The sequence below is a fragment of the Caulobacter sp. GW821-FHT09H08 genome (assembly GCF_059415885.1).
The window spans coordinates 945,062-966,759 of sequence record NZ_JBWKOC010000002.1 but is presented as its reverse complement, the minus strand read 5'-3'; the positions used below and the strand labels follow the sequence as shown (position 1 = coordinate 966,759).

General features: G+C 67.8%; 25 protein-coding genes and 1 pseudogene. 11 read left to right on the top strand and 15 right to left on the bottom strand.

Features of this window, described 5'->3' with window-relative positions; all coding sequences use genetic code 11:
• Window positions 1-155: 155 nt before the first annotated feature.
• The 3 genes from rplI to rpsF are packed head-to-tail and all read right to left on the bottom strand — an operon-like array spanning window position 156 to window position 1,436.
• Entirely contained in the window at window positions 156-740 is a 585-nt protein-coding gene (rplI, locus tag AC07NN_RS09615) for a 50S ribosomal protein L9 (RefSeq protein WP_494639942.1), read from the bottom strand.
• A 13-nt stretch (window positions 741-753) separates the two neighbouring features.
• The gene (rpsR, locus tag AC07NN_RS09610) at window positions 754-1,035 is read right to left on the bottom strand and encodes a 30S ribosomal protein S18 (protein ID WP_172271605.1); all 282 of its coding nucleotides are present in this window, start codon (window positions 1,033-1,035) and stop codon (window positions 754-756) included.
• Window positions 1,036-1,049: 14 nt separating this feature from the next.
• Window positions 1,050-1,436, bottom strand: coding sequence for a 30S ribosomal protein S6 (rpsF, locus tag AC07NN_RS09605; protein ID WP_492081891.1), 387 nt, complete (start codon window positions 1,434-1,436; stop codon window positions 1,050-1,052).
• A gap of 268 nt (window positions 1,437-1,704) precedes the next feature.
• On the opposite strand from rpsF, the gene AC07NN_RS09600 reads away from it, so the two are divergent.
• Window positions 1,705-2,367: a hypothetical protein gene (locus AC07NN_RS09600; RefSeq protein WP_494639939.1), complete on the top strand. Its 663-nt coding sequence runs from the start codon at window positions 1,705-1,707 to the stop codon at window positions 2,365-2,367.
• On the opposite strand, the gene AC07NN_RS09595 is transcribed toward AC07NN_RS09600, so the two are convergent.
• The 3 genes from AC07NN_RS09595 to AC07NN_RS09585 all read right to left on the bottom strand — a co-directional run bounded on the left by AC07NN_RS09595 (window position 2,342) and on the right by AC07NN_RS09585 (window position 4,986).
• Entirely contained in the window at window positions 2,342-3,151 is an 810-nt protein-coding gene (locus AC07NN_RS09595; RefSeq protein ID WP_494639936.1) for a sterol desaturase family protein, read from the bottom strand. The two genes, AC07NN_RS09600 and AC07NN_RS09595, sit on opposite strands and share 26 nt — an antisense overlap.
• Window positions 3,152-3,226: 75 nt before the next feature.
• Window positions 3,227-4,354 carry a helix-turn-helix domain-containing protein gene (locus tag AC07NN_RS09590; RefSeq protein WP_494639934.1) on the bottom strand — a complete coding sequence of 376 codons (1,128 nt, stop codon included), beginning with the start codon at window positions 4,352-4,354 and terminating at the stop codon, window positions 3,227-3,229.
• A 68-nt stretch (window positions 4,355-4,422) separates the two neighbouring features.
• Window positions 4,423-4,986, bottom strand: a complete 564-nt coding sequence (locus tag AC07NN_RS09585) for a peroxiredoxin (protein ID WP_494639932.1) — start codon at window positions 4,984-4,986, stop codon at window positions 4,423-4,425.
• A gap of 138 nt (window positions 4,987-5,124) precedes the next feature.
• Between AC07NN_RS09585 and AC07NN_RS09580 the strand changes: the two genes are divergently transcribed.
• The 9 genes from AC07NN_RS09580 (at window position 5,125) to gmk (ending at window position 12,797) form a co-directional block, all read left to right on the top strand.
• A complete protein-coding gene (locus AC07NN_RS09580; RefSeq protein WP_494639930.1) occupies window positions 5,125-5,604 on the top strand; it encodes a group II truncated hemoglobin in 480 nt (159 codons plus the stop codon).
• An 82-nt stretch (window positions 5,605-5,686) separates the two neighbouring features.
• Window positions 5,687-6,631: an ACP S-malonyltransferase gene (fabD, locus tag AC07NN_RS09575; RefSeq protein ID WP_494639928.1), complete on the top strand. Its 945-nt coding sequence runs from the start codon at window positions 5,687-5,689 to the stop codon at window positions 6,629-6,631.
• 17 nt (window positions 6,632-6,648) lie between these two features.
• The gene (gene fabG / locus AC07NN_RS09570; protein ID WP_494639926.1) at window positions 6,649-7,389 is read left to right on the top strand and encodes a 3-oxoacyl-[acyl-carrier-protein] reductase; all 741 of its coding nucleotides are present in this window, start codon (window positions 6,649-6,651) and stop codon (window positions 7,387-7,389) included.
• 43 nt (window positions 7,390-7,432) lie between these two features.
• On the top strand, window positions 7,433-8,335 hold the full coding sequence (locus AC07NN_RS09565; RefSeq protein WP_494639924.1) for a class I SAM-dependent methyltransferase: 903 nt from the start codon (window positions 7,433-7,435) through the stop codon (window positions 8,333-8,335).
• A 164-nt stretch (window positions 8,336-8,499) separates the two neighbouring features.
• The gene (locus tag AC07NN_RS09560; RefSeq protein ID WP_004615098.1) at window positions 8,500-8,736 is read left to right on the top strand and encodes an acyl carrier protein; all 237 of its coding nucleotides are present in this window, start codon (window positions 8,500-8,502) and stop codon (window positions 8,734-8,736) included.
• Window positions 8,737-8,901: 165 nt separating this feature from the next.
• On the top strand, window positions 8,902-10,182 hold the full coding sequence (fabF, locus tag AC07NN_RS09555) for a beta-ketoacyl-ACP synthase II (protein WP_494639922.1): 1,281 nt from the start codon (window positions 8,902-8,904) through the stop codon (window positions 10,180-10,182).
• Complete coding sequence (gene mltG / locus AC07NN_RS09550; RefSeq protein ID WP_494639920.1) at window positions 10,179-11,276, top strand: endolytic transglycosylase MltG; 1,098 nt, start codon at window positions 10,179-10,181, stop codon at window positions 11,274-11,276. The genes fabF and mltG overlap by 4 nt, the downstream gene beginning before the upstream one ends.
• Window positions 11,277-11,281: 5 nt before the next feature.
• Complete coding sequence (locus AC07NN_RS09545) at window positions 11,282-12,163, top strand: YicC/YloC family endoribonuclease (RefSeq protein ID WP_494639918.1); 882 nt, start codon at window positions 11,282-11,284, stop codon at window positions 12,161-12,163.
• Window positions 12,156-12,797 carry a guanylate kinase gene (gene gmk / locus AC07NN_RS09540; RefSeq protein WP_494639915.1) on the top strand — a complete coding sequence of 214 codons (642 nt, stop codon included), beginning with the start codon at window positions 12,156-12,158 and terminating at the stop codon, window positions 12,795-12,797. Before AC07NN_RS09545 ends, gmk begins: the two co-directional genes overlap by 8 nt.
• A gap of 19 nt (window positions 12,798-12,816) precedes the next feature.
• Here the strand turns inward: gmk and AC07NN_RS09535 are convergent.
• The 4 genes and pseudogenes from AC07NN_RS09535 to AC07NN_RS09520 form a co-directional block, all read right to left on the bottom strand.
• Window positions 12,817-12,908: pseudogene (locus tag AC07NN_RS09535) on the bottom strand (hypothetical protein); the annotation flags it as partial.
• A gap of 12 nt (window positions 12,909-12,920) precedes the next feature.
• Window positions 12,921-13,178 carry a GlsB/YeaQ/YmgE family stress response membrane protein gene (locus AC07NN_RS09530; RefSeq protein ID WP_291878538.1) on the bottom strand — a complete coding sequence of 86 codons (258 nt, stop codon included), beginning with the start codon at window positions 13,176-13,178 and terminating at the stop codon, window positions 12,921-12,923.
• A 303-nt stretch (window positions 13,179-13,481) separates the two neighbouring features.
• Complete coding sequence (locus AC07NN_RS09525; RefSeq protein WP_494640070.1) at window positions 13,482-15,080, bottom strand: sensor histidine kinase; 1,599 nt, start codon at window positions 15,078-15,080, stop codon at window positions 13,482-13,484.
• A 133-nt stretch (window positions 15,081-15,213) separates the two neighbouring features.
• Window positions 15,214-15,966 (bottom strand): MauE/DoxX family redox-associated membrane protein, encoded by a 753-nt coding sequence (locus tag AC07NN_RS09520; RefSeq protein WP_494639913.1) that lies wholly within the window; start codon window positions 15,964-15,966, stop codon window positions 15,214-15,216.
• 69 nt (window positions 15,967-16,035) lie between these two features.
• Between AC07NN_RS09520 and AC07NN_RS09515 the strand changes: the two genes are divergently transcribed.
• Window positions 16,036-16,437, top strand: a complete 402-nt coding sequence (locus AC07NN_RS09515; protein WP_494639911.1) for a MerR family DNA-binding protein — start codon at window positions 16,036-16,038, stop codon at window positions 16,435-16,437.
• Here AC07NN_RS09515 and AC07NN_RS09510 read toward each other — a convergent pair.
• From AC07NN_RS09510 to AC07NN_RS09490, 5 genes are all read right to left on the bottom strand, one after another.
• Window positions 16,434-16,553: a hypothetical protein gene (locus AC07NN_RS09510; RefSeq protein ID WP_494639909.1), complete on the bottom strand. Its 120-nt coding sequence runs from the start codon at window positions 16,551-16,553 to the stop codon at window positions 16,434-16,436. The genes AC07NN_RS09515 and AC07NN_RS09510 overlap by 4 nt on opposite strands.
• A 52-nt stretch (window positions 16,554-16,605) precedes the next feature.
• The gene (locus tag AC07NN_RS09505) at window positions 16,606-18,261 is read right to left on the bottom strand and encodes a sensor histidine kinase (RefSeq protein WP_494639907.1); all 1,656 of its coding nucleotides are present in this window, start codon (window positions 18,259-18,261) and stop codon (window positions 16,606-16,608) included.
• A gap of 85 nt (window positions 18,262-18,346) precedes the next feature.
• Window positions 18,347-19,165 (bottom strand): 16S rRNA (adenine(1518)-N(6)/adenine(1519)-N(6))-dimethyltransferase RsmA, encoded by an 819-nt coding sequence (rsmA, locus tag AC07NN_RS09500; RefSeq protein WP_494639905.1) that lies wholly within the window; start codon window positions 19,163-19,165, stop codon window positions 18,347-18,349.
• Window positions 19,166-19,176: 11 nt separating this feature from the next.
• A complete protein-coding gene (pdxA, locus tag AC07NN_RS09495; RefSeq protein ID WP_494639903.1) occupies window positions 19,177-20,178 on the bottom strand; it encodes a 4-hydroxythreonine-4-phosphate dehydrogenase PdxA in 1,002 nt (333 codons plus the stop codon).
• 11 nt (window positions 20,179-20,189) lie between these two features.
• The gene (locus AC07NN_RS09490; protein WP_494639901.1) at window positions 20,190-21,554 is read right to left on the bottom strand and encodes a peptidylprolyl isomerase; all 1,365 of its coding nucleotides are present in this window, start codon (window positions 21,552-21,554) and stop codon (window positions 20,190-20,192) included.
• Between the last annotated feature and the right edge of the window lie 144 nt (window positions 21,555-21,698).

The window sequence follows — 21,698 nt, the reverse complement described above, 5'->3', positions numbered from 1 at the left end:
CCGGCCCCCGCGCCCCGACGGGGTTTCAACCCCTACCGCGAACATGGGATTTCGCCATTCTGCGTACAAGCTAAGCATTTCTACGCGAAAGCGCAGAAAAAAACGGCGCGGATTGCTCCGCGCCGTTTCTCGATAAAACCTCTGATCCCGGAGGATTAGGCTTCGTAGTGGTCGCCTTCGAACGAACCGGCGCCGCCTTCCGCCATGTCTTGGGCGGCTTCGGCTTCGGCCGCGCGATCTTCCTCGAATTGCGAGTTGATCACGTTTTCGCCGCGCGCCTGGCGCTCGGCTTCGTCGGCGCTGCGCGCGATGTTGAGCGTGACCGTGATGGTCACTTCAGCATGCAGCTTCACCTTCACTTCGTGGACGCCCAGCGTCTTGATCGGCTTGTCCAGCACGATCATCGAGCGGTCGACCTTGCCGCCTTCGGCCTTGATGGCGTCGGCGACGTCGCGGCCCGCGACCGAACCGTACAGCTGGCCGCTTTCGCCAGCTTGACGGATCAGGACGTACTGGGTGCCGTCGAGAGCTTCACCGTTCTTGCCGGCGGCTTCACGGTTCTTCACGTTGCGGGCTTCGATCTCAGCGCGCTGAGCTTCGAAGTTGGCCAGGTTCGCCTTGGTGGCGCGCAGGGCCTTGCCGCGGGGCAGCAGGAAGTTACGGGCGAAGCCGTCCTTCACGGTGACTTCGTCGCCGAGGACGCCGGTGCCTTCAACGCGTTCGAGCAGAATGACTTTCATCGTGGTGTCTCCCTTACTTCACGACGTAGGGGAGCAGAGCCAGGAAGCGGGCGCGCTTGATGGCCTTGGCCAGTTCGCGTTGCTTCTTGGCCGACACCGCGGTGATGCGCGACGGGACGATCTTGCCGCGCTCGGAAACGTAACGCTGCAGCAGCTTCACGTCCTTGTAGTCGATCTTCGGCGCGTTGGCGCCCGAGAACGGGCAAACCTTGCGGCGACGGAAGAACGGGCGGCGAGCGCCGCCAGCGGCGGCGGCCGGAGCGGCGCCGGCTTCGGGAGCAGTCGTATCGGTCATGATCTCTTTCTCCCTTACGCTTGAGCTTGCGCTTGCGGCGCGAAGTCTTCACGCGGACGTTCCGGGCGATCGCCACGGTCACGACGGGCCAGAACCGGCGACAGTTCCAGGTCCAGCTCTTCGACGCGGATCGTCATGAAGCGCAGAACGTCTTCATTGATCAGCAGCTGGCGCTCCATTTCCTTCACGGCCGGCGCCGGGGCGTCGATCGCGAGCAGGGAATAGTGGCCCTTGCGGTTCTTCTTGATGCGGTAGGTGAGGTTGCGAAGGCCCCAGTACTCGATCTTGGCGATGTGGCCGCCATTCTCTTCGATGAGGGTCTTCAGTTGCTCGTTCAGAGCTTCGGCCTGTTGCGGCGAGATATCCTGCCGCGCGATGACCACGTGTTCGTAGAACGCCATGTTTTCCTTCTTCCGTTGTGGAAGGCGGCGTGGTCGACGACGGAAGTCCGTCGACCACGATGGATCCTGCAAGCGAACGGGGAAAACCCCGGTCCCGAATGGGTGCGTGCAAGACCGCTCTTCCGTGAGAACGCGCGCTACTACAGGAGATGGGGGGAAAAGGCAAGGCGCATCGGGGTTTGCCGCCCGAACGCGCACCTGTCGCTTCGTCGACCGAACACCGCGCCGGAGGTCTTGCCTCCATGGTCAAGTATGCTAGCAGGCGGGCATGGGGTTCCACACGCGTCTTGTGATCGCCTTCGTGACGGTCGCCGTTGGCGGCGGCGTCGCGCATGCCGAGCTGATCCAGAAGCCCGTCACCTCGGTCTCGGCCAAGGACGGCCGCTTCACCGGCTATTCGGCCGCCCTGCCGCTGGACCTCTCCACCGACACCGAGAAGGTCGCCCTGACGGTCAGGTCCTCGGGCATGATCGAGAACCCGACCTACGACCTCGACCTCAACCTGGTTCAGAAGCCGGACGAGGGCCGCGTGGGGCAACGCTCACTGGCCGTGGGCGCGTCGTGGAACGAGAGCGAGGCCAAGCTGCGCTCGTCGATGTCGAAGCTGTTCGGCTTCGGCATCCTGCCGCGCGCCAACTATATCCGTGTCTCGATGGACATGGACGCCAGCCAGGCCATCGCCGTGCCGGGCAAGGTCCCGGTCGCCCGCGCCAACCTGCGCTCGACCCTGACCTTGGACGGCAAGCCCGTCGGCTCGATCGCCCTGGGCGGCGGCACGACCGGGGAGGAGGGCATCGACCTGGCCTTCACCCGGCCGTTCGACATTCCGGCCGAGTTCACGGTCAGCCTGCGAGGCGTCAACAGCGAGCGCGAACAGTGGCGGCTGCCGGACGCCCGCGCCATGGTCAAGCTGGTGAAGGCGCGCTGGTAGCGTCCAGCTTTCGATCCTTTCGCGCGGTCACCTCCGCAAAACGCTTCAGATACGCCGGGTGCTCGGTGCCCATCAGCTTGTCCCACCAGGTGAAATAGAGCCCGTAGTTCCAGCCGGCCTGCGCGTGGTGCAGGTCGTGATGGGTCACCGTCGTCACGAACGGGATCAGCGGCCGGCCATCCTTGCGAGCGGGGAACAGCTCGTAGCCCGAGTGGCCGATGGTGTTGCGCACGATCTGGTGCAGCATGAAGAGGCCGACCACCGGCCATTGGGTCGGAACCAGGATCATCCAAAGCGGCACGAACACGCCGTTGATGAAGGCTTCGCCCAGATCGAAGCTGTAGGCGGTGAACGGCGAGGGGTTGTTCGACCGGTGATGCCGCCGGTGAAAGCGCCGGAACAGGCGGCGGTCGTGGATCAGCCGGTGCGTCCAGTAGAACCAGGCGTCGTGGGCCACGATCATCAGGACGAGGCTCGTCCAGAACCAGGCCGGTCCCCAGCTCTTGGCGACGTAGGGGCCCGGCAGCCAGCCGACGCGGAACAGCCCAAAGGTCAGAAGGCCCAGGGTCGAGAAGATCATGATCGAGCGGATCGAGGTCAGAAACTCGACGAGCAGCTGGCGCGCGGCCGGGCGGCTGTCGCGGATCTTGCGGCCGGCCAGCGGGATCGCCAGCACGACCCACAGGATCAGCCAGACGCCGACCGAGAAGACCACATAGCGGGTGACGTCGACCTGCATGGAGGCCAGCCAGTTGCGGGCGAAGGGGAGGAGGGTGTCGAGCATCGGAGGCTCCAGGGCGTTTCGAGAGACCTCGCCAGGGAAGCCGTCTGATCTGCGCCCGTCGCGCCGATCTCGAAATCAGGCCCGTTTGTCGGTTTTTGACGCGCCTTCGCCGGTTTCGACCAGCCTTAGGTGCGGATGAGCCGGGGTGACGTCCTGCCGCCAAGCGGTCGGGGTGACGCCGGTCGCGGCGCGAAAGGCGCGGTTGAACGGGCCCAGCGAGGCAAAGCCCAACTCGTAGGCGATGGTCGAGACCGACTTCAGCGCCTGTTCGGGGTCGGAGAGGGCGGTCTTGGCGGCCTCGATCCGGCGGCCGTTGACGTAGTCGGCGAAGTTGCGGTGACCCAGCGTGCCGTTGATCAGCTTGCGCAGCCGATGCTCGGGCGCGCCGACCAGGGCGGCCAGCGTGCCGATGGAGAGGTCCTCGCCGCGCCAGACCTCGTTCTCGTTCATGGCCTTGTCCAGGCGCGCCAGCACCAGGCGGTCGGCGGGAGTAAGGTCCAAGGCTTCGACAGCCTTGGGCGCCGGCGCTTGACCCTCGGCGGGCAGCGCCATGACCAGCACGGGATCCGCGCGCAACAGCGCCAGCGCCGAGCCGATGCCGAGCAGCACCTGAGCCACGGCCTGCACAAGGCTGGGCAGGACAGGGCCGTTCCCCAAGCCGAAGTCGCACAGGGTCTGGACCAGCATGTAACCCGTCGCGGCCGCCGCGACCGGCGCGCGCAGGTGCCGGCGGCGCTCGACGAGGTCGATCCGCCAGCCGCGCCAGGTCATCATCAGGACGTGGATGTGGATCACGAGCGAGGATGCGGCGAAGAGCCACCAGGCGACGGCGCGGGCCGGCGAGGGCGGCAGGAAGGCGCCGGGCAGCCACGCCGCCACCACGAGGGCGGGCACGGCGAAGCGCCAGGCGGGGATTTTCGGCTCGTCCTCGAACAGCACCGAGCAGAACAGCCAGAACACCCCGGCGGCCATCGAACTGAGGAACCAGGTCAGGAAGCTGAAGTGCAGGTGTGTCGTGTAGTAGAAGTGGCTCTCGAAGAGATGGGCGATGGCGCAGACCATCAGCAGCACGCCGACCCAGCGCGTCGGCGTCATCCGGCGACTGGCGGCCAGGGAGACGCCCGTGGCGGCGAAAGCGCCGATGGCGATGCTTCTCAGGCCGAGCCCGAGGGCGGAAAGGTCGATGTGGGCGAGATCGATCATGCCCAATCATCTCCCCCGCGCCGCGCGAGCCTCAACCCGCGCGGCTGGCTGAAAGTCGAAAAGGCTGGCTACTTCTTCGCCGAGCCGGTCTTGCCGGCCTTGGCCGAGTACAGCTTCACGGTGTCCATCGTCTGGGTGACGTGGCCGGCGAAGTTGCCGTCGGTATAGGCCAGCAGGATCTTGCCGTCCGGGGCGATCACGTACGAGGTGCGGTTCGACCACTCGGGCTTCTGCGACAGCACCACGTCGTAGCTCTTGATCAGGCCGGCGTCGGCGGCGGCCACCGCGAACTTGTCGCGGCAGTGCTCCTTGGAGAAGTCCTTGATGCGGTCGACATTGCCGGCCGTGACGCCGATCACCGTGGCGCCCAGCTTCTCGAACTCGGGCGTGGCCTCGGCGAACTCGTGAGCCTCGGCCGTGCAGCCGGCGGTGTAGGCGGCCGGGAAGAAGTACAGGACCACCGGGCCCTTCTTCAGCGCCTTGGCCAGCTTGAAGTCGAAGTCCTTGCCGGCCAGCGCCGCCTTGGCGCTGAAGTCGGGAGCCTTGTCGCCGACCTTCAGGGCGGCGAAGGCGGGGGAGGCGGCGGCGAACGTGAGGACGGTCGCGGCGATACCGGCGAGCAGACGGGACATCGAAAGGCTCCTGCGGGGAGGATGTTTACGGTCCCGTCTTGGATAACCCCATTCTCCGATCTTCCAAACCGCTACCTGCGTCGCTACCTGCCTTTGCGACGAAGGCCGTTGTTTCGAGGGCCGGTGGGGGAGAAAGCAATGGCGTTGGGGGATTCCGAGGTTCCGAGCCTGGCCGAATGGGCCGGCGGTCCAGAGAGGTTCAAGACGCTGTTCGAGACCTTCTACGCCAAGGTCCCGAACGACCCGATCCTGGCCCCGGTCTTCGCCCACATGGATCCCAGGCACGCCGCCCATGTGGCCGCCTTCGTGGGCGAGGTGTTCGGCGGGCCCAAGGCCTATACCGAAGCCGGCGGCGGCCATGCCGCGATGATCCGCAAGCATATGGGGCGTCATCTCACCCAGGAGCAGCGCAAGGCCTGGGTAGCCTTGATGCTGGAGACCGCCGACGAGGTGGGCCTGCCCGACGATCCGGAGTTCCGCGCCGCCTTCGTCGGCTATCTGGAATGGGGCACGCGCTTGGCGGTGATCAATTCGGCGGAAGGCGTGGCCGAGCCCGAGGACGAAGCGCCCATGCCGGTGTGGGGCTGGGGACCGCCCGGCGGGCCCTGGCTGGGGTAGCAACGCTCGCCCGACTTGCCGCCCGGCGGCCTTTGGCCTAACCCTCCGCCCCTTGAATCTACTTAGGACGGAGCGGGCCGCCATGAGCATCGCCTTCATTTTCCCGGGTCAGGGCAGCCAGTCGGTCGGCATGGGCGTCGATCTCGCCGAGGCCTTCGCCTCCGCCCGCGAGGTCTTCCAGGAAGTCGACGACGCCCTGGGCCAGAAGCTGTTCGCGCTCATGAAGGAGGGGCCCGAGGGCGACCTGACCCTCACCGAGAACGCTCAGCCGGCCCTGATGGCCGTCAGCCTGGCCGTGACCCGCACGCTGGAGAAGGAATTCGGCGTCGGCATCGACCGCGCCGCCTTCGTCGCTGGTCACAGCCTGGGTGAGTACTCCGCCCTGGCCGCCGCAGGCGCCATCACCCTGGCCGACACCGCGCGTCTGCTGAAGCTGCGCGGCCAGGCCATGCAGCGCGCCGTGCCGGTGGGCGAGGGCGCCATGGCCTCGCTGATCGGTCCGAAGACGGATCTGGCCCTGGCCGAAGCCGCCGCCGCCGCCGGTTCGGAAGTCGGCGTCTGTGTCGTGGCCAACGACAACAACAACGGCAATGTCGTGATCTCGGGCGCCAAGGCGGCCGTGGACAAGGCCATCGAGAAGGCCAAGGAACTGGGCGCGCGCGCCATTCCGCTGAACGTCTCGGCGCCGTTCCACTGCCCGCTGATGCAGCCCGCCGCCGACGAGATGGCCGAGGCTCTGTCGAAGACGACGATCATCTCGCCGCGCGCGCCGCTGGTCGCCAATGTCACCGCCGGTCCGGTCCATGATCCGGACGTCATCCGCAAGCTGCTGGTCGAGCAGGTCACCGGCCGCGTCCGGTGGCGCGAGAGCATGACCTGGCTGGCCGGCGAGGGCGGCGTCACCCGCTTCGCCGAGGCCGGCGCCGGCAAGGTGCTGTCGGGCATGGCCAAGCGCATCGCCCCGGACGCCGAGGCGACTCCCCTGAACACCCCGGCGGACCTCGAAGCGTTCGCCACCTCGCTCTAATTCGAAGGAAGACCGACATGTTCGATCTGACCGGCAAGACCGCTCTCGTCACCGGCGCCACGGGCGGCATCGGCGGCGCCATCGCCCGCGCCCTGCATGGCCAAGGCGCCCACGTCGTCCTCTCGGGCACCCGCGAAGCCGCCCTGGCCGAACTGAAGGCCGAGTTCGGCGAGCGCGTCTCGACCGTCGTGGCCAACCTCTCGGACGCCGAACAGGTCGACGGCCTGGTCGCCAAGGCCGAGGAAGCCGCGGGCAGCCCGCTGGATATCGTGATCGCCAACGCAGGCATCACCCGCGACGGCCTGATCGTGCGCATGAAGGACGAGGACTGGGACACCGTCATCAAGGTGAATCTGGAAGGCTACTTCCGCCTGGCTCGCGCCGCCGCCAAGGGCATGATGAAGCGCCGCGCCGGTCGTATCATCGGCATCACCTCGATCGTGGGTGTCACCGGCAATCCGGGCCAGACCAACTATGCCGCCTCCAAGGCCGGCATGATCGGCTTCTCCAAGGCCTTGGCCCAGGAGCTGGCAAGCCGTGGCGTGACCGTCAACTGCGTGGCGCCGGGCTTCATCGCCAGCCCGATGACCGACGCCCTGAACGAGCAGCAGAAGGCCGGAATCCTGTCGACCATCCCGGCCGGCAAGCTGGGCGAGGGCAGCGACATCGCCGCCGCCTGCGTCTACCTGGCCAGCGACCAGGGTGGTTACGTCACGGGCCAGACCTTGCACGTCAACGGCGGCATGGCGATGATCTAGGACTAAGGGGCCGGTTTATACGGATCCTGGTGGAGTAGGCGCGATGGCGGGTGCAGTTTCCTGGTTCGGGCGATCGCGCCCGTCACCTGACGCGCTCGCCGCCGTCGAAGAGGCGGCGGCCAAGGAAGCCGCCGCTCAGGCTCAGGCGACCGCCCTGGAGGCACGCCTGGCCAAGCTGGAAGCCCAGGTCGAGCTGACCGAGCGCTACTTCACCGAAGCCTTCTGGAACACGCTGGACGTCGCCTACGAGGCCGTCCTGGCGCGCCGGCCGCTGCGCTGCATCGTCTGCGACCACACGGCCCCTCGCGACAGCTACGAGATTCGCGAGGACCGCTGCTATTTCGGCGGTGGTCGCCTGGAGCGCTATGTCTGCCCCGGCTGCGACTGCGTGTTCGGTCCCCAGAAGTACCTGGATCTGGACGAGGCCTTCGTCGGCCGCGACTATCAGGTGCTGTACTCACGCTATTCCGAAGGCGACTCCACCGAGAACGAACTGCGCGCCTTCCGGTCGCTGCAGGCCGAGCCCGGCGGCCGTTATCTCGACTGGGGCGCGGGCGGTGGTTGGAATCGCACCCTGCAGACCCTGAGGGGCGAGGGCTGGGACGTCATTGCCCACGAACCGAACGCCGCCGGGGCCGTCGCCGAATCCGGCGCGCCGACCTGGGACGGCGTCAGCGGCGGCTTCGACGGCATTTTCTCCAACAACGTCATCGAGCATTTCCGCGACCCGGTGGCCCAGTTCCGCAGCTTCCATGAGCTGTTGAAGCCGGGCGCCAGAATGGCGCATGCCTCGCCATGCTACGATTACTGCTTCGCCTTCACCCGCTTTCATTCCGTTTTTCTGCTGGGCAGGTCGCCCTCTATTTTGGCGGAACGAACCGGATTTAAGGTTGTTGATAGCGAAAGGGATGGCGAATACATCAACTACGTGTTCCAACGCGTCTGAAGCCGCTATCCTTTTAGACCACCTGTCACGCGAGTGCGTCAGCCGCCATCGGCGCCGCTGGTCACCCGAAAAAGAACGTGATAGGCGGTGGCCGACTAGTCGTTGTGGTGTCCCTGGGAGGGCCCGCGTCGATTGCTGAATTTGATCAAGAGGGACTGAACCGAATGTCCGACATTCTCGAGCGCGTGCGTAAGATCGTCATCGAACACCTGGATGCCGATCCCGAGAAGGTCACCGAGAAGGCTTCCTTCATCGACGACCTGGGCGCCGACAGCCTCGACAACGTTGAGCTGGTGATGGCGTTCGAAGAGGAGTTCGACATCGAAATCCCCGACGACGCCGCCGAACACATCCAGACCGTTGGCGACGCCGTGAAGTTCATCACGGAAAAGACCGCCTAAAAGGCGTCGAGTTCGCTAGTCGAACCTGACCATTTCCGCCGCGTCGCACGGGCTCTTGCCATCGTGCGCGCGGCGGTTTTCGTTTGAGGCCAAGATTCGCGGCTGGCGCGGGCTCGGGGGCATCCCCAAATCCTGCTCCCCGCATCGAAGGTTTGGGAGTGATCCATGCGTAGAGTCGTTGTCACGGGTATCGGCCTGCTGACCCCTCTGGGCCAGGGCGTTGACGTCACCTGGAAGAACATCCTGGCCGGTAAGTCCGGCGCGAACCGCATCACGGCCTTCGATCCGACCGACTATGCCTGCAAGGTCGCCTGCGAGGTTCCCCGCGTCGATGGTCGCGGCGGCGGCGGCCCGGATGTCGAAGGTTCGTTCGATCCCGACCAGACCATGAGCCCGCGCGACCAGAAGCGTGTGGACGATTTCATTCTCTACGGCATCGCCGCCGCTGACGAAGCCATCAAGGATTCGGGCTGGGTTCCGGAGACCGACGAGGACAAGTGGCGCACGGGCGTCATCCTGGGCTCGGGCATCGGCGGCCTGTCGACGATCGCTGACACCGCCATCGAGCTGGAGGCCAAGGGCCCTCGCCGTGTCAGCCCGTTCTTCATCTCCTCGGCCCTGATCAACCTGATCTCGGGCCAGGTCTCGATCAAGTACGGCTTCAAGGGTCCGAACCACGCGGTCGTCACGGCCTGCGCCACGGGCGCCCACGCCATCGGCGACGCCATGCGCCTGATCAAGTACGGCGACGCCGACGTGATGGTGGCTGGCGGCGCCGAAGCGGCCGTCTGCAAGGTCGGCGTCGCGGGCTTTATCGCCTGCCGCGCCATGTCGACCGAATGGAACGACACGCCCGAGAAGGCTTCGCGTCCCTACGACAAGGACCGCGACGGCTTCGTCATGGGCGAGGGCGCCGGCGCCCTGGTGCTGGAAGAGTACGAACACGCCAAGGCGCGTGGGGCCAAGATCTACGCCGAAGTCGTCGGCTACGGCCTGTCGGGCGACGCCCACCACATCACCGCCCCGTCGGAAGACGGCGAAGGCGGCGGCCGGGCCCTGGCTGCGGCCATGAAGGACGCGGGCCTGAAGCCCTCGGACATCGACTACGTCAACGCCCACGGCACCTCGACCATGGCCGACGGCCTGGAAGCCGGCGCCGTCGAGCGCTTCCTCGGCGACCACGCCAAGAACGTCGTCATGTCCTCGACCAAGTCGATGACGGGCCACCTGCTGGGCGCGGCCGGCGCGATCGAGGGGATCTTCTCGGTCTTGGCGATCCGCGACCAGATCGCCCCGCCGACCATCAACCTGGACAATCCCGACGTGAACGTCGCGATGAACCTGGCGCCGAACAAGGCCGTTCCGATGAAGATCGACGTGGCCGTGTCCAACAGCTTCGGCTTCGGCGGCACCAACGCCACGGTCGTGTTCAAGAAGGTCTCGTGAGCAAACAGCCGTCGCCTCCGCGCCGCGCGCCGCGCGCCAAGTCGTCCCGCCGGGAAACCGCTTCGGCGGGACGTCGTCTGGGGCGCGGCCTGTTCGGCGCCTTCGTCACCTTGGCGCTGGTCGCCGTCGTGACGCTGATCGGCGCGGCCTTCGTCTATAACGGCCCGGGTCCGGCCGCGAAGGGCGGCGACAAGACCACCGTGGTGCTGCGCAAGGGCGCCAGCCTGCCCGAGATCGCCGCCTCGCTGGAGCGTGGCGGCGTGATCCGGTCCTCGTCGATCTTCATGACCGCCGCCAAGGTCACTGGCGCGGCCCGAACCCTGAAAGCCGGCGAATACGAGTTCCCCAGCCGAGCCTCGATGGCCGGCGTGCTGGACGCCATCCGCCACGGCCGCATCGTGCGCCACTGGATCACCATTCCCGAGGGCCGCACCTCGGACATGGTCATGGACATCCTCAACGCTTCCGACGTGCTGACCGGCAGCGCCGCGACGCCGCCCGAGGGCGCGATCCTGCCCGAGACCTACGAGGTCCAGCGCGGCGACGACCGCGCCGCCGTCCTGCAACGCATGATGAACGACCGCGACGAGCTCCTGGACCAGCTGTGGGCCAACCGCCAGCGGGACCTGCCATTCCAGACCAAGGAAGAGGCCGTCACCCTGGCCTCGATCGTCGAGAAGGAAACGGGCCTGGCGTCGGAGCGTCCGCGCGTAGCCGCCGTGTTCATCAACCGCCTGCGCACCGGCATGCGCCTGGGATCGGACCCGACGATCATCTACGGCATCTCGCGCGGCCGTCCGCTGGGCCGGGGCATCCGCATGTCGGAGCTGCAGCGCGCCACGCCCTACAACACCTATCTGATCGAGGGCCTGCCCCCGACGCCGATCGCCAATCCGGGCCGCGCGGCCCTGGCGGCGGTGCTGAACCCGCCCAAGAGCGAGGACCTGTACTTCGTCGCCGACGGCACGGGCGGTCACGTCTTCGCCTCGACGCTGGAGCAGCACAACGCCAACGTCGTCAAATGGCGGCAGATCGAGCGCGACCGCGCGGCCGAGGATGTTCCTGTGGTCCCGGCTCCGCCGGCGGGGAAGTAGGCGCCATGCCGATCTCGGGGATGACCGGTTTTGCTCGTGTCGAAGGCGCTCACGGCGCCTGGACCTGGGCGGTGGAGGCGCGCAGCGTCAACGGCCGTAACCTCGAGGCCCGCTTCCGTGGCCCGCCCGGCTTCGACGGCCTGGAACGCGCTGCCCGGGAAGGCTCGCAAGGCCGCTTCCAGCGCGGGCAGTTGACCGTCAATGTCCAGGCCAAGCGCGCCGAGACCTCGGGCGAGACCCAGGTCAACATCGCCACCCTGGAGCGCTACCTGACCGCCGGCGGTCCCTATGTCGCTACCGGCATGGTCGCCAAGCCGACCCTGGATGGGCTGCTGGCCCTGAAGGGCGTGATCGAGGCGCGCGAGGACGAGGACGACGCCGAGACCCGTGCCGCCGTCGAAGCGGCCATGACGGCCTCGATCGCTCAGGCGCTCGACGGTCTCAAGGCCGCACGACAGGAGGAGGGCGCTGCCCTCGATCCCGTGCTGAACGGGCTCGTCGATCGCATCGAGGAATTGACGGCACAGGCCGAGCGCGAAGCCGCCGGCCAGCCCGCGATCCTCAAGGAGCGCTTCGCCCGTCGCATGGCCGAACTGGTCGGTGATGGAACCAGCGAGGAGCGCATCGTCCAGGAAGCCGCCGCCCAGGCCGTGAAGGCCGACGTGCGCGAGGAGCTGGACCGCCTGGCCAGCCACGTCGTGGCCGCGCGCGGTCTGCTGTCGGGCGATGTCGCGTCGGGCCGTCGGCTGGACTTCCTCTCCCAGGAATTCATGCGAGAATCCAATACCCTCTGTTCGAAATCAGCCCTGACCGCCCTGACCGCGATCGGTCTGGAGCTGAAGGCCGTGATCGAGCAGTTCCGCGAGCAGGTCCAGAACGTTGAATAAGCCCCATCATCCCACGCGCGGCCTGTTGCTGATGGTCGTCGCGCCCTCGGGCGTCGGCAAGACGTCGCTGACCCGCCGCCTGGTCGCCGACCACAACGACCTGCACCTGTCGATCAGCGCCACGACCCGCGAGCCGCGCCCGGGCGAGCACGACGGTCGCGACTATCACTTCGTCAGCCGCGACAAGTTCAAGGACATGATCGAAGCCGACGCCTTCCTGGAGTGGGCCGAGGTCTACGGGAACTTCTACGGCAGCCCCAAGCCGCCGATCATGGCTGCGCTGGAGCGGGGCGAGAGCGCCCTGTTCGATATCGATTTCCAGGGGGCGATGAAGGTCCACGCCCAGGCCCAGCAGGACAGCGTCCTGGTCTACATCCTGCCGCCGTCGCTGGCCGAGATGAGCCGTCGCCTGCATGCGCGTAGCCAGGACAGCGAGGAAGTGATCCACCGTCGTCTCTCGCGCGCCAAGGACGAGGTCGCCGACTGGGAGCGCTTCGACTACGTGATCCTCAACGAGGATTTCGACCGCGCCTATTCGGAACTGGCCCACATCTACCACGCCGAGCGCCTCAAGCGGGCCCGCAACCCGTGGATCGGCAATCTGGTGGGCGATCTTCTGAAGGAAGAGATCTAGAAGTTCGGAGCAGCGGGCCGAAAACCTCGTCCTTCGACAGGCTCAGGATGAGGTTTTCTAGCGCCGCGCTCCAGTAGTCCTCACCCTGAGCTTGTCGAAGGGCGAGGGCGGACCCTCAGCGCATCAAAGCGCGCGTCGGCCGAAGATCAGGTGGTACAGCGCCAGGATGACCACGGCGCCGATCGTGGCGACCAGCAGGCTGTAGAGATTGAAGCCCGACACGCCGCTGTTGCCGAACTGGTTGAACAGCCAGCCGCCGACGAACGCGCCGACGATGCCGAGCACGATATCCAGCAGCACGCCGCTGCCTGAACGGTTGACGAGCTTGCTGGCGATGAAGCCGGCGATCAGGCCCAGAAGAAGCCAGGCGAGAATGGACATCGTAGGGACTCCCGTGAGCGGTCGCCCGGTGCGACCTTGCCCAATCAAGAGCCCAACGGCGCAGTTAGTTCCCGGAGCGGATCAGCGCTTCACGCGATCCTGCACATAGGCGATCAGCTTCTCGGCGGGGGCGCGGCCGAGCGCGATGAAAAGGCCCGAGCCCAGGACGGCTCCGATCAGAAACGACAGGCTCATCGCGCAACTTCCCCTACGACCGAACTGAGGGCCAGCTATTGCAGACGCTCCGTGGCCAAGCCAAGGCGACAAGAGGGCGCTGCGACGATCCGCCATGCGATCGCCCGGTCAGGAAGCGGGTTTGGGCGGCGCCAGTATGGCCAGGTAGCAGGTCAGCCCCTCGGGCGCGTAGTCGAAGTCGGCGGAACCGGCCAGGTCGCCCTTCAGGCTGGCGGCGATCAGGCGCGAGCCGAACCCGCCGCGTTGAGGCGGACTGATCTTCGGGCCGCCCCGTTCGCGCCAGATGACGGTCAGGCGGGAGCGGCCCTCGACGTTCCAGGTGACGCTGACCCGGCCGGCTTCGGTGGAGAGCGCTCCGTACTTCGAGGCGTTGGTGGCCAACTCGTGGAAAATCATCGCCAGGGCCACCGCCGCATTGGGCGCCAGCGGCACCGGCGGGCCGTCCAGGGTCATCTGGTTGGCGTAGGGCTTCAGGGCCTCGGCCAGCAGTTCGCCCAGGTCCGCGCCCTCCCAGCTGCGGCGCGTCAGGAGGTCGTGGGCGCTGGCCAGGGCGTAGAGGCGGTCGTTGAACTGGATCAGGCCTGTCTCGCCGCCCTCGCGCAGACTGTGACGCGCCAGGGACTGGACCACGACCAGGGTGTTCTTCACCCGATGGTTCAGCTCGTTGATCATCAGCTGCTGGCGCTCGGCGGCTCGGCGGGCGTCGGTCTCACGTGCGCGCAGGATCGAGTCGGCGGCCTGCAGCGAGCCGCGCACCTCGGCGATCTCCTGCAGGTGCGACGGCGCGGGGTTCAGCAGCTGGGCGCCGGCGGCCAGGGCCTCGGCCTCGCCGACCAGGCCGCGCACGTCGCGCGAGATGGGGCGAGCGAAGGCGAGGGCGGCCATCACCCCCAGGGCGATCATCAGCGCCGCGCCCGCCAGGGCAGGGCCCAGGGAGCTCAGCACGGCGCGGTTCAGCTCGTCGCGCGGCACGCCGACGATGAAGGTCCAGCGCGACTTCTGCGAGCGGCTGAACGCCGACAGCGTCTTGACCCCGTCCAGGGTCTGGCTGTGGATCACGCCCTCGTTGGTCCGCGCCATGGCCAGCTGCATGTCGCGGCTGGCGTAGCGACCCAGCATCTTCTCCTGGTCCCGCGAGCGCGCCACGAGCGCGGCGTTGCGGTCGACGATGCTGGCCGTCCAGGTGTCGGGGATGCTCTGGGCGGTCATCAGGGCGTGGAAGGCCGCCGGCGACTGGATGTAGCCCAGCACGTAGAGCTTGCCTCGCACCAGCACCGGCATGTCGAAGGCGACGATAGGTGTGAGGCCCGGCCGCTGGATCAGGTCCGACACCGTCGTCCTGCCGGTGGCCATGTCCTCCCAATCGTTGTCGGGCATGCGCACGATCGGTGGCGATCCGCCCGGCGGGATGCGGGTGTTGATCCACTGCCGCTCCTGGCTCATCAGCACGATCCAGGCGTCACGGCCCTTCACCGCCTCGCGCGCCTGTTTCTCGAAGGTGGCGAGGTCGCCGTCGGCGAGAGCAGGGGACACGGCCAAGCCTTGCAGGACGCTCTGGCCCTGGCCGATCTGGCGGTCGGTGGCCAGCGACAGCGCGCGGGTCATGGCGATCAACTGGGTGGAGAAGCGACGCTGGCCTTCGCCGTACTGCATCGCCACCAGCGCGCCCATCAGCAGGATGGCGGGCGCTGCCAGGGTCAGCGCCATGAACAGGAGCCGCCGCGCGACCGTCGAAGGCGCTTTCACCGCACTGTTGGTGGTCACGTTCGCCCCGCTCAGCCCGAGACAAGGCTGGAGGTCGAGGGCAGGACCGTCAATAGCTCCTAGCGCAAATAGGGGTTCAACCGTGGCGGCCGACCAGCATCCAGACCGCCATGGCCACCATCATCAGGTTCTCGGACAGCGAGACGAAGCCCAGTGGCACGTTGCTGTCGCCGCCGACGCAGGCGCATTTGAGTTCGCGCTTGTCGACATAGACCGCCTTGAACACCGACACCGCGCCAATCCCGCCGATGACGAGACCCAGGGGCGCGGCCAGCCAGGTCAGGATCCCGGCCGCCATCAGCACGCCCGCCGCCAGCTCGGCGAACGGATAGACGTAGCCATAGGGGACCCAGCGCCGCGCCAGCAGGTCGTAGTTCAGGAACATGGTCGAGAAGCTCTCGACATCGCGTAGCTTCATCAGGGCCAGCAGGCCCATGCTGAAGGCCACGAACCACTCGGCCGCGCGGACGGTGAAGGGGCTGGCGAACGCCGCCTGGCTGGCCGCCAGGGCGAGCAGCGCCGCGACCGCGAAGAGGGCGATCACCGGCGTGTAGGTGAGGGCCTTCGGATCGCGCGCCTTCCGACCGAAATGCAGACGCAGGGCGTCGTAGCCGCCGATGCGCTGGCCGTCGATGAAGGCTTGGGGCGTCGTCTGGACGTCGTGCTCGGCCTTGAAGGCGTCTGTCTCGGCGCGGGTTCTCAGCCAGTGGTCTTCGACGTCATATCCCTTCGACTTCAGCAGGTGCAGGGCCTTCAGGCCGTAGGGGCAGACATGCTCGGGCATGACCATGCGGTAGAGGACGGCTTTGCGCTTTGGGCCGGTGTTCATCGCCTTGCTCCTTGGCTTGCGAACGGACCCGCCCCATGTAGGTTCCGTACCATGGTACGGAGTCAAGGGATGGCGACGACGACGATCGCCGGACTGGCGCGCGAAGGCGGCGTGGGCGTGGAGACGGTGCGCTACTATCAGCGCCGAGGCCTGTTGCGGACGCCGGAGAAGGCGGGCGGCTCTGCGCTTTCAGGCGGTATCCGCCGCTATGACGCCAAGGACGCCCGACGCCTGAAGTTCATCCGTTCGGCCCAGGCCGCGGGCTTCACCCTGGAGCAGATCGGCGAACTGTTGGAGCTGGACGCTGGGGAAGACCACGCACGGGCCCGAGCCCTGGCGCAGGCGCGGATCGCTTCGCTCGACGCCAAGATCGCAGAACTCCAGGCGGCGCGGGCGGCTCTGGCTGGGTTGGCCAAGACCTGCGGGGAGGGCGCGGTCGGCCCGTGCCCCATCCTGGCGGCGTTCGACTAGCTGGTGGCGTGCGTCACCGGACGGGCGGCGAGCAGGGCCGAGCGGCCACCGTTCGCCAGGATCGCCAGGGCGGCCAGGGACAGCAGCGTGCAGATCAGGATCAGGCGAACGGTCATGCGAGGCTCTCCCGGGCTTGCCTGGAAGCAGAAGGCCGGGGTCTGGATGAACCTAGGCTGAAGGCTTGACCATGCTGAAGACGGTGAGCTCGCAGGCGAAGCCTTCGGGCGCATAGGTCAGGCGCGCCGTGCCCGCCAGATCCCCGCGCAGGCTGGCCGAGATCAGGCGCGAGCCGAAGCCCGCACGGGTGGGGGTCTCGACCGTCGGGCCGCCACTTTCGCGCCAAGTGAGGATCAGGCCGTCCTTTCGATCCGTCCGCCACGCGACCGTCACTCGTCCGGCGTCGGTGCTGAGCGCGCCGTACTTGGCGGCGTTGGCGGCCAATTCGTGGAAGGTCATGGCCAGGGCCACGGCGCTGTAGGGCGTCAGCGAGACCGCCGGGCCCTCCACGGTGGTCTGCCGAGCGTGCGGCTCCATGGTCTTGGCCAGCAACTCGGCCAGGTCCGCGCCCTCCCAATTGTGCTGGGTCAGCAGGTTGTGGGCGCGCGACAGGGCGAAGATACGCTCGTTGAACTTCTCCAGGCCCGCCGGTCCGCCGTCGCGCAGGCTGTTGCGCGCCAGGGATTGGACGATGGCCAGGGTATTCTTCACCCGGTGGTTCAGCTCGTGGATCATTAGCTGCTGGCGTTCGCGGGCCTGTTCGACCTCGAGCTCACGTTCGCGCAGCACCTTGCCCGCCGCCCGCAACGATCCGCGCACCTCGGCGATCTCCAGCAGTTGCGACGGCGCCGGTTCCAGCGGCGCGCCGCTGGCCAGGGTCTCGGCCTCGCTGACCAGGCGGCGGACATCCTCCGAGATCGGCCGGGCGAACGCCGAGGCCGCCAGCACGCTGAGCACGATCAGGGCGATTGAGCCGCCCAGGGCCGGGCCGAACGAGGCCAGCACGGTACGGTACACGTCCTCGCGCGGCACCCCGATCACGAAGGTCCAGCCCGAGATATTCGACCGACTGAAGGCGGCGAAGGTCTTGATGTGGTCCAGCGTCTCGCTCGGCACCACGCCTTCGTTCGAGTGGACCATCGCGTGCTGGATGGCCTTGTTGACCTTCTGGCCGACGAACTTCTCGTGATTGCGCTGACGGGCGATGATGGCGGCGTTGCGGTCGATGATCGTGGCGTTCCAACCCTCCGGGAAGCCCTGGGCGGCGATCAGCGCGCGGAACGCCGTCGGACGCTGTCCATAGGCCAGGCCATAGAGCTCGCCCTCGACGCGGACGGGCACGGTGATCGTGACGACTGGACCGCGAGCGGCCGAACCCATGCCGAGGTTGGAGATGAGGGTCTCGCCGCGTTCCAGCTGCGCCCAGGGCCTGTCACTGACTGGCGTTCGTGGCAGCGAAGCGCCCGGCGGCATCAGCGTGTTGACGCGTTGGCCGCCGCGGTTGACCAGGACGATCCAGGCGTCATGGCCCTTCACGGCCTCGCGCGCCTGCCTTTCGAAGGTGGCGAGGTCTCCGTCGGCGAGGGCGGGGGAAACGGCCAGGCCCTGGAGCACGCTCCGGCCCTGACCGATCTGGCGCTCGGTGGCCAGGGACAGGGCGTGGGCCGTCGCCAGCAGCTGGCTGTTGAAGCGTTGGCGGCTGTCGTTGAACTGCAGCGCCACCAGGACGGCCATCAGCAGGATGGCAGGCGCGGCCAGCGTCAGCGCCATCAGCAGCAGGCGTCGCGCGACGGTGGACGGAGCCTTGGCCCCGCTCTGGCTGCTCACGATGAATCGCCTCCCCCGAAGCGAAGCTGTGCGGCGATCAGCCCAGCGTCAACCGAGGCGGAACGCCGCAAGCTGGAAAACGGCGTTAGGCCAGGCTGGCCCGGGCCAAGGCCTGGAAGCCCGCCAGGTCGACGACCTCGGCGCGAGCGTCCGGATTGACGCCGGCCTTCTCGCACAGGGCCGCGCCGCCCAGGTTCTTGAGGCTGGAGCGCAGCATCTTGCGGCGCTGGCCGAAGGCGGCGGCGGTAACGCGCTCCAGGGCGGCCACGACGTCGGCCGGCGGCGGATCGGCCTTGGGCACCAGGCGCACCACGGCCGAGGCGACCTTGGGCGGCGGGGTGAAGGCCTTGGCCGGCAGGTCCATGACCGTCCTGGCCTCGCACAGGGTCTGCGAGATCACGGCCAGGCGGCCGTAAGCGTCATCGTCCGTATGGGCGACGATCCGGTCGGCGACTTCCTTCTGGAACATCAGGGTCATCGACAGCGGCCGGAACGGGCCGGTCAGCCAGTTGATCAGCAGCTGCGTGCCGACATTGTAGGGCAGGTTCGAGACCACATGGGCCGGACCGCCGGCCGCCTTGGCGGCGTCGACCTTCAGGGCGTCGCCCTCGACCAGCTCCAGACGGCCGTCAACGATCTCGGCGACCTCCGACAGCAGCGGGATGAAGCGGCTATCCTTCTCGATGGCGACGACGCGGGCGCCGGTTTCCAGCAGGGCGCGGGTCAGGCCGCCGGGGCCGGGACCGACCTCGACCACGGTGTCGCCTTCGCGCACCTCGGCCAGGCGGGCGATCTTCCGCGTGATGTTCAGGTCCAGCAGGAAGTGCTGGCCGAAGCTCTTGCGCGCCATCAGGTCGTGGCGCTCCAGGGCCTCGCGCAGGGGCGGCAGATCGGCCAGGCTCATGTTCTAATCTCTCAGACGCCGCGGCGGGCGGCGATGTCGGCCGCCAGCTGGATGGCGGCGATCAGGCTATCGGGACGGGCGATACCGCGTCCAGCGATGTCGAAGCCGGTGCCGTGATCGGGCGAGGTGCGCACGATCGGCAGGCCCAGGGTGATGTTCACGCCGCCCCAGAAGTCCAGCATCTTGACCGGGATCAGGGCCTGGTCGTGATACATGCACAGCACGCCGTCGTAGCGGACGCGGGCTTCCGGGTGGAACAGGGTGTCGGCCGGAGCCGGGCCGAAGGCGTCGACGCCCAGGTCCTGCAGGGCGCGGACGGCCGGGCCGACGATCTCGATCTCCTCGCGACCCAGGGCCCCGCCTTCGCCAGCGTGCGGATTGAGGGCGGCGACAGCCAGACGCGGCTGAGCGATGCCGAAGTCCTTGCGCAGCGCCTGGTCGGTGACGAGGCCGCTGTTGACGATGGCCTCGATCGTCAGGGCGCCAGGGACCTTGGCGATGCTGGTATGGATGGTGACCAGGGTGGCGCGCAGGTCGCTGGCCGCCAGCATCATCACCGGGCCGCGCGCGCCTTCGAAGCTCTCGGCCAGGGTCAGCTCGGCCAGGAACTCGGTGTGGCCCGGGAACTTGAAGCCGGCCTCGTAGAGAGGAGCCTTGGCGATCGGGGCCGTGACCAGGCCCGTCACCGCACCCGACAGCGCCAGGCCGACACCCGTCTCGATCCAGCGGATCACCTGCGGCGCATAGGCCGGCGACGGCTGGCCCGAGACGACCGGCGAGAGGAGAGGGATGTCGATGACCGGCAGCGCGTCTGCGAAGACGCCCAGGGCCTCGTCGGGACCCGTGACCGCGCGGACCTTCAGCCCGCCGCCGGCCGAGGCCAGCAGCTGGGCGTCGCCGATCACGACGAAGGGCGGTCCGTCCTGGCGCAGGGCGCGCCAGGCCTTGGCGATGATCTCCGCGCCGACGCCGGCGGGATCACCGGCGCTCAGGGCGAGGGGACGAGGTTTCACCCGGGCTTCGCCTAGCGGGTTTCGATGGTGGCCTGGTTGCGCAGGTCACGCAGATAGCGCTTGGCGATCAGCGCCAGTTGCTGGCCGCGCAGGCGGTTCTCGATCTGGTCGTGGCTCGGCGCGTTGGCCCCGCCCTGACGCTTGCCGCAGACGGCGATCAGGTGCAGGCCGGCGTCCGTGCGGATCGGGTCCGACACCTGGCCGACTTCCAGCTTGTTCGCCGCTTCCTGGAAGGCGGGGGCCAGGTCGGTGATCTCGGCCTCGCCGAGGTCGCCGGCGACCAGGCCATCGACCTTGCCCGCCGTGGCTTCCAGCGTCGAGCAGCTGTTGATCTTGGGCTTCAGGTCGACCAGCAGCTTGTTGGCGGCGGCGATCTGGGCCTCGGTGGCGTCGGCGGCCAGGGGCGCGGCGACCTGCTTGAGGTCGACGATCGCCGTCTTCGAACCGGCGCGCTTGTCGCGCAGATAGATGACGTAGACGCCGTCCTTGACCTGGATGGGCTTGGACAGCTGGCCGGGGCGCAGTTGCTCGAGGGCGGCGTCGACCTCGGCCGGCATTTCGCCCTGGTTGACCCAGCCCACATCGCCGCCGTTGGCCGCCGTGGCCGATCCTGAGAACTGACGGGCCACGGCCGCGAACGGTGCGCCCTGCTGCATCTGGGTGATCAGTTGGGCGGCGCCGCCGATGGCGACTTCCATGCCGCCGACGCGGCTGGCGTCGAGAAAGACTTCGCTGATCTGGTACTGCGGCTTGGCGGCTGAATCAGCCAGGCGACGCTGGTAGGCCTTGATCTGGTCTTCGCCGATCCGCAGGCGCGAACCGTAGCGACCCTGGATCCAGCCCTGCCAGCTCGACTCGGCGCGCAGCTGGGCGCGCCAGGTTTCCAGGCCGATGCCCTGGGACACCAGCTGCTGTTTCAGCTGGTCCGGGGACATCTTGTTGGACTGGGCGATATCGGCGACCTGCTCTTCGACTTCCTTGTCGGTCGAGATGATCGTGATCTTCTGCTGCTTCTCGACGCGCTTCAGCTCCTGCATCTGCAGGCGTTCGTCGACCAGCGAGCGCAGGGCTTCCTGCTCGATCTGCGGCAGGTTCTCCTGGGTCGGCTGCATGCCCGACGTCGCCATCAGCAGGCGCATGCGCTGCATCAGGTCGTAGCTGGAGATGATGTCGTCGTTGACCACGGCCGCGACGCTTTCCTGCAGCGGCTGCGGGGCGGCCTGCTGCGGAGCGGCGGCGGGCGCCTGGGCTTCGGGCGCGGCTTCGGGAGCCGCCTGCTGTCGAGCCAGGGCGGGCGCGCCGAGGCTCGCCACGGTCAGGGCGAGAATGGACGCGGCCCCGGCCGCGAAAGTCGTCACGCTACGCGCAGACCGCATGGATAGTGTCGTTCCTCTAGGCCCAGGCCGCCCCCCTCGGGGAGCGCGGTCGGTTATCACGTTTTTCGGGGCGGCGAACGCCTGTCCGGCGTTTTCCAGTCTGGCCGTCGCCCCCAAGACGCACCTGTCTGGCATGCGGGCTGA

Coding starts and splice junctions, on each gene's coding strand:
- AC07NN_RS09580 (WP_494639930.1), top strand. CDS start 5,125: ATGGCGTTGGGGGATTCCGAGGTTCCGAGCCTGGCCGAATGGGCCGGC.
- fabF (WP_494639922.1), top strand. CDS start 8,902: ATGCGTAGAGTCGTTGTCACGGGTATCGGCCTGCTGACCCCTCTGGGC.
- fabG (WP_494639926.1), top strand. CDS start 6,649: ATGTTCGATCTGACCGGCAAGACCGCTCTCGTCACCGGCGCCACGGGC.
- AC07NN_RS09515 (WP_494639911.1), top strand. CDS start 16,036: ATGGCGACGACGACGATCGCCGGACTGGCGCGCGAAGGCGGCGTGGGC.
- AC07NN_RS09590 (WP_494639934.1), bottom strand. CDS start 4,354: ATGATCGATCTCGCCCACATCGACCTTTCCGCCCTCGGGCTCGGCCTG.
- rpsF (WP_492081891.1), bottom strand. CDS start 1,436: ATGGCGTTCTACGAACACGTGGTCATCGCGCGGCAGGATATCTCGCCG.
- rpsR (WP_172271605.1), bottom strand. CDS start 1,035: ATGACCGATACGACTGCTCCCGAAGCCGGCGCCGCTCCGGCCGCCGCC.
- fabD (WP_494639928.1), top strand. CDS start 5,687: ATGAGCATCGCCTTCATTTTCCCGGGTCAGGGCAGCCAGTCGGTCGGC.
- AC07NN_RS09585 (WP_494639932.1), bottom strand. CDS start 4,986: ATGTCCCGTCTGCTCGCCGGTATCGCCGCGACCGTCCTCACGTTCGCC.
- AC07NN_RS09525 (WP_494640070.1), bottom strand. CDS start 15,080: ATGGCGCTGACCCTGGCAGCGCCCGCCATCCTGCTGATGGGCGCGCTG.
- AC07NN_RS09600 (WP_494639939.1), top strand. CDS start 1,705: ATGGGGTTCCACACGCGTCTTGTGATCGCCTTCGTGACGGTCGCCGTT.
- AC07NN_RS09565 (WP_494639924.1), top strand. CDS start 7,433: ATGGCGGGTGCAGTTTCCTGGTTCGGGCGATCGCGCCCGTCACCTGAC.
- rplI (WP_494639942.1), bottom strand. CDS start 740: ATGAAAGTCATTCTGCTCGAACGCGTTGAAGGCACCGGCGTCCTCGGC.
- AC07NN_RS09595 (WP_494639936.1), bottom strand. CDS start 3,151: ATGCTCGACACCCTCCTCCCCTTCGCCCGCAACTGGCTGGCCTCCATG.
- AC07NN_RS09510 (WP_494639909.1), bottom strand. CDS start 16,553: ATGACCGTTCGCCTGATCCTGATCTGCACGCTGCTGTCCCTGGCCGCC.
- AC07NN_RS09490 (WP_494639901.1), bottom strand. CDS start 21,554: ATGCGGTCTGCGCGTAGCGTGACGACTTTCGCGGCCGGGGCCGCGTCC.
- AC07NN_RS09560 (WP_004615098.1), top strand. CDS start 8,500: ATGTCCGACATTCTCGAGCGCGTGCGTAAGATCGTCATCGAACACCTG.
- AC07NN_RS09530 (WP_291878538.1), bottom strand. CDS start 13,178: ATGTCCATTCTCGCCTGGCTTCTTCTGGGCCTGATCGCCGGCTTCATC.
- AC07NN_RS09545 (WP_494639918.1), top strand. CDS start 11,282: ATGCCGATCTCGGGGATGACCGGTTTTGCTCGTGTCGAAGGCGCTCAC.
- rsmA (WP_494639905.1), bottom strand. CDS start 19,165: ATGAGCCTGGCCGATCTGCCGCCCCTGCGCGAGGCCCTGGAGCGCCAC.
- AC07NN_RS09520 (WP_494639913.1), bottom strand. CDS start 15,966: ATGAACACCGGCCCAAAGCGCAAAGCCGTCCTCTACCGCATGGTCATG.